1 protein-coding gene is annotated in these 529 nt (G+C 79.4%); it reads left to right on the forward strand.

The genetic code is table 11. The annotated features are described in order from the left end of the window. A partial coding sequence (locus ACYVIP_RS44545) for a hypothetical protein (RefSeq protein ID WP_460407286.1) occupies positions 1–529 on the forward strand: 529 nt, incomplete at both ends.

Genomic DNA, 529 nt, shown 5'->3' on the forward strand with positions numbered 1-529 from the left:
GCTGGCACGGCCCGGCGGCCGAGGCGTTCCGGGCACGGCTCGCGGCCACCCCACGCGACCTGTACGCCAGCGAGCAGGCCCTGCGCGCCGCGATCGCCGCGCTGACCCGCTGGGCCGGCACCCTCGCGGCCCACCAACGCCTGGCCGAGGAGCTGGACGCGACCGCGGTACGCCTGCGGGCCGGCCTGCGCGCGGCCGTCGACCACGTGCAGGACAAGCAGAACGCGCTCGACCTGGCCGCCACCCTCGCCACCTCGACGGCCGCGAGCGTCGAGCTGGCCGAGGCCCGCGGCCGGGTCGCCGGCCTGGAACGCGACCTGGCCGACGTCCTGGCCAGAGCACACGCCCTGGAACGCGACCACCTGCTGGCGGCCGAGGAGACCGCGGCGGCCATGCCCGGCGGCGAGCCGCCCGCGCAGCGCTCGACCCAGGTCCGGGCACTGGTCGAGGTGCTGGACGCGGCCTCGGCGATGTCGACCACGCTGGCCGCGGCGCTGGCCTGGCCGGCGGCCGCGCGGCCGGCCGACCC

The organism is Actinophytocola sediminis (genome assembly GCF_054779715.1).